This window comes from Paenibacillus sp. GXUN7292 (assembly GCF_050864975.1).
GTDB lineage: Bacteria > Bacillota > Bacilli > Paenibacillales > Paenibacillaceae > Pristimantibacillus.
Map to the genome: position 1 here is coordinate 1 of NZ_JBOZWO010000086.1, position 5,087 is coordinate 5,087.

Consider the following 5,087-nt stretch of genomic DNA (forward strand, 5'->3'; position numbering starts at 1 on the left):
ATCTACGTTCCACGTCATGAAGCCGCTAATTTTATCGTTGATCGTCGTACCTGCCTTGGCGTAAGGCGCATAGCGCGATACCCATTCTTCATTGGACAAATCGGCAAAGTATTTTTCCGGCAAATATTTATGTGCTCCTGAGCCTGCACCGACCATGAATATATCCGGCACTTCGCCGGAAGTCATTTTGGTTTTCAAAACGTTGGCGTACTGATCATCAGGCACCACCTGCAAATCGACTTTAATGCCCGTTTCTTTTGTAAAGGCCTCAATTAATTCCGAGTCTACCTTCGATCCTTTATTCACCCAGTTTTGCGAGGCAACAAAGGTCAGCGTTACATTTTTCTTTTCTTCACCGTTATTTGTCGCCGCAGGCGTTTCGGTATTGCTTGAGCTTGGATTATTGCTTGGGCTATTGCTTGGATTATTGCCTGTTTTTGATCCGCACGCCGCCAGAACAACAACCAGGCAAAGCATAAGCAGACTGATGATCCATCCTCTTGATCCCATTTTTTTCATTTCTGAACCTCCCGTTAGTCATTGATCTGATCTCATTCCTACAAATAAATTGTAATCCCTTTCAAATCGGTATTGAATATCGATTACTGACATAAAACTGTGGATATTATTGACCTCTTGCATTTCTGCTTTCATTAAGCAAACCTATTTTCAAAAAAATAGACTTCCCGTCATGTTCAAACTGAACATCTGGGAAATCTATTTTTTATTTCGCTTATTCTGTTAATGCCATTGCAATTATACGATACAGCATAACAGCAGTCTCAGCACGTGATGCTGTTTTCTTTGGCAGCAGTTGATTATTATTTCCAGTAACCAAATTTAAATGAACTAGCGTTGCTATACTAGTTTTCGCATAGCCTGCCACTTGCCCGCTATCTTTGAATGAATCTAGCAGGGCCTGCTTCGCTGCTTCATCATTAAGCTTTGTAAGACGCAGCACACGATCCAGAATTACAAAGAGCTCCTCACGCGTAACTTCTGCCTCAGGTCTGAATTCGACAGACGAAACTCCTTGAATAATCCCTAATCGCTTGGCTATAGCTACTTCGTTATAGTAATATGCCGATTCGCTGACATCAGCGAAATTGGAATCCGCCTCTGCTGTCAATTGGAACATACGCACTAGCATCATAACGAGGTCAGCACGCTTCAAGCCTTTCTGAGGGGCAAATTGTTCAGAGCCTATTCCATGCAGCACGCCTCGAGCCGCAAGAGCCTCAATTGCTTCCTCAGCCCATTCATATTTTAATATATCTTTAAATTTCTTCTCTGAATATACAACTTCATATTCGTATTCAGCTGAACCTTTCACCTTTACAATTCCAGTCTTGGCATCATAATGGCTAAAAACAACGGCTGTTCTCGTTCCATCTTTACCTACTTTTACAACGGAAACGGATCCTGGCACTTCAAGCTGTTCAGCCGTAGGTTTGAATAAAAGCTCAATAATTCCCTCTTTCGCTTCTGGTTCTGGTTCTGGCTTAGGTTCTGGATCCACTGGCGTCACTATAGGACCAGTCCACCCTCCTCCGCTTTTCGGTTTGACTGTCACATTGGCTATTGCTTTTATAGCTGTCCCTTCAACTGTTCCGCTTACTGTAAAAGCCCCTTCTGCTTCATAGTCGCTAGGCTGGATCGCCTCCCATACTACAGCGGCATTCGCAGTACTTCCATCCGAATAAGTGACAACAACGCTTGACGGCAGAACCGGTGCTGTTCCTTTCGTCGTTTCTACGTTTACAGCAGCTATTTTTTCTATTTGGGCAATGCCTGGCACAAGCACTTCAAATTCAACAGTTTCCGCTTTACTGTTATCATATTGGCGTGTTACCTCAAGCACTACTTTCACCATTGTATCCTCTTTAGGAGCAATAATTGCTCCGTCCGGCTGAATGATATCTTCATGATCGGAGTACTTCACAGCAATCGTAAAACCAAATGGCATATCAGGAAGCGTTAGCACCTTGTCTTGTTTGGCAGGAGCTTGAATCGCGTCCACTTCGTCTGCAATCGTATAAGGACTGATGGATTGTACAACGATAGCGCCCATATCCGGTGCATAGCCATCTGGATTATACAGTTCGACTCGATTCATGCCTTCCTTCATCGGCACTCTAATCTTCTTTCTCTGGACATCCTGCCAACTGGAGCCTGTTAACGATACGGCTATGCCTTCTCCGTCATTTGCCCGAACAAATACGGTTCTTGGCTGAGCAGTTGCGTATTCTAACGTAAGCTCATATAAGCTGTCACCCGGCAGCATTATATTTGTAAAAGCGGCAATATTGTCGTTTCCTTGCTCGCCGCCTACATATCCAAGAGCATAGCCTGTCATATAAAATGTATCTTCCTTAAGTCGCGCTTGGCCAGACAGGACAGCATCTTTCGGGCTATACACCTGTTCTATATTTTTAACGCTTCCTTCTGGCACAGTAACGGCAATTGGCGCAGTATAAGCGATCGCTCCGTCTGAAAGACGTTTAACCTGGAGCACAATCATTACTGTTGTATCTGCCATTGGAGGAGCTATTCTTCCATTTAAATCAATGACATTCAGCTGATCCGACTTTGCCATCTCTACTTTATACCCTTCTGGAACCGTTGGCCATTTAAGTTTCTGAACATCTCTTTCAATCGTCGGTACAGAAGTTATACTGGCTGCAAGCTCTTGCAGCGGATCGAGGACTACTGGTGCATCTGCCGGTGTCAAATAGAACGCCTGCCCTGGCAGCAAAGATAGACGAATTTCTCCATCCACGATAGCCGCGTCCTGTTGGATAAGACGTGGCAGCCCCATTCCGATTTCAAATATATGCACGCGCTCAACATCCGACCATTCCAACGGCAGCTTCCAGCTTCTTTCTGTGTACCCAGATTCGCTGAATGCGATAATTTCACGCGTTTCCTTCTTCCACAATGCTGGAACAAATACGTCTGTGCCATCAACTAATAACACTTCGCCTTGCTTAATTATGGACTTGTCATTTACTTTAGAACTAGTCACTCCACCTGAGAACGCAATGGTATTGGTAGCACTGTCATAAGAAAGCCGGTCAAATTGATTCAAATATTGCCATGGCAGCGTCGTTTGACTGAACTCCTGCAAAAAGCCGGTCAAATGCGTTTTATCCTTCATCACAATATCTTCACCATGCATACTGACGCCTAATAGATCATGGCCTCCTCTACCCCCGACCGCAACCTGCGCAGGCAATTCCATCTGGCTTTCAAGCGAGCGCCAGTCTGCCCACCACGCCATCGGCTGTATGCCATAAAGCGGATCTTCGCGATAAAGCTGGAAATATTCGCTAGTAAAATCTATCCCTTGGTCACGCCAATAGCGAATAATTTTTTTCTGTGTTTCCGTGTCTTGACGGAAGGTTGTTTGATGATATGGGGAAGAATAGTCATCAGGATTCGGCTCACTAGGAATATAGTTAGTTACGAATGCATCGATATGAATAGTACCTCCACGCTTTAGTTGAGGAAGCATCTCCAACAAATCATCGATATTTCTTTTCAACACGCCCGATTCCCATGCACGCGTTAGGTTAATGCGGTAGCTTTGACCGCTCACCCATAGCCCGCCTTTAATCAACTCGCCATGCTCATCCTTGCGGATTAAATCCTTCTCTATGAATTCATCCCATTGCGGGCTGTTCTCATAGGCGTCTGTCATATTAATATGGAGGCTCACTGTTGTGTTGTATTTTACAGCTTCATCCATTAACCATTTAAGACTGTCGAGCGCCGTCGCGTCCTGTTCTCGTTTAAGCTTTGGATTGACTAAATTCCAATCCGGATATTTAGAATCGTGGCCATCATGCTGCCATCCAACCAAATATACGATTTTCGGAATATTACGTGTCATGTTATCCATTTTTTTAATCGCATCGAGTGCCTCTTCTAAATTGAGGTCAACCTGTCCGTTTTTACCCAAAAACAGCTTCATCGTTAAGGTTTGTGTATAATCCCTAATATATGGTCTTGCCGGCTCAGGCTTGATCGTAAATTTCATCTTGTCTATAAAAGTTTCGCCTTCGCGAGATACTGTAACATTAACCTCAATATCTCCAATATCATAAGTGCCAGCCCTGGCCTTTCCGTTCTCCCCGATCACGAAAAGCTTGCTTGGCGCTTCAAATTTCACCGTAGACAATGCATCAGTCAATAAATCAATGGTGTTGCCATCTTCCAGCGTGCCTGTTACTATAAGCTGCGTCTCGCCATCCAAAGGCAGCACATCTTCACTTGCAGATAATGCTATTGAAGCTAGAGGGTTGTCACTCTTAGCTATGAAAGCAACCGTGTGAGTAGTCGTCATGCCATCGAAAGTGACATGAATTTTCGCTTCCCCAGGAAGTGTTGCTGCCTGCTCATAAGTCATTTCTGCTCCCTTGTCCTTAGCCCAATCTGCCAAAATAGCCGATAGTTGCGGGGCCACCGAAGTGCCTTTAGGCAATACAATTAGGTTGGAAGTTTTAAACAGATCATAGTCAGCCGCGGCCAGGTTATCAAGCAGCACTTCAGACAGCTGATTGAGGGATGTGCTCACAAGTTCAACATCTTCAACATTCAGCCAACCGTCAGGCCCGCTCTTAAAAACGATCTCAACCTCTTCCCCTTTTTTAAAAGCGAGGTCAGGCAGCTCCACTAAAGTATACGTATTGCTGTATGCGCTAAACGGAAATGATTTGTCCTTAATTGTCATGGAGCCGCCTGCAGCCCAATTGGACGCATAGGCGGAAAGTTTATATACGCCCGTCTCGGGTATCGTCACCTTTTGCGAAATAGTATGAGTGGTACCTGGATTAATCCAAGCATTCGTGCTGCCAGTACGCGGATTATTAGTAGCAATGCCAGCGGATTGTTCCGGTTCAAAACTCCAATGAGCCTCTCCATCTTCAAAGCTCGGATTCAAAACTAGATTAGATGAACCCGCTGCTTCCGCCTGAGCTTTCCCGGCTGTTAATGTACTTAGCAAAGTAGTAAATACAAGGCATAACATCGTTATTACAGCTATACTTCTTTTAATAGACATGTTGGCCTCCACAATTTAAAATTAC

Annotated in this window: 2 protein-coding genes; both read right to left on the reverse strand. The window is 44.5% G+C overall.

Translation table 11 applies throughout. The features are described from left to right. The coding region (locus tag ACRRU2_RS28405; RefSeq protein WP_432506809.1) for an extracellular solute-binding protein at positions 1-519 on the reverse strand (519 nt) is incomplete at its 3' end. 214 nt (positions 520-733) lie between these two features. Beyond that, positions 734-5,062: an S-layer homology domain-containing protein gene (locus ACRRU2_RS28410; RefSeq protein WP_432506811.1), complete on the reverse strand. Its 4,329-nt coding sequence runs from the start codon at positions 5,060-5,062 to the stop codon at positions 734-736. Positions 5,063-5,087 lie beyond the last annotated feature (25 nt).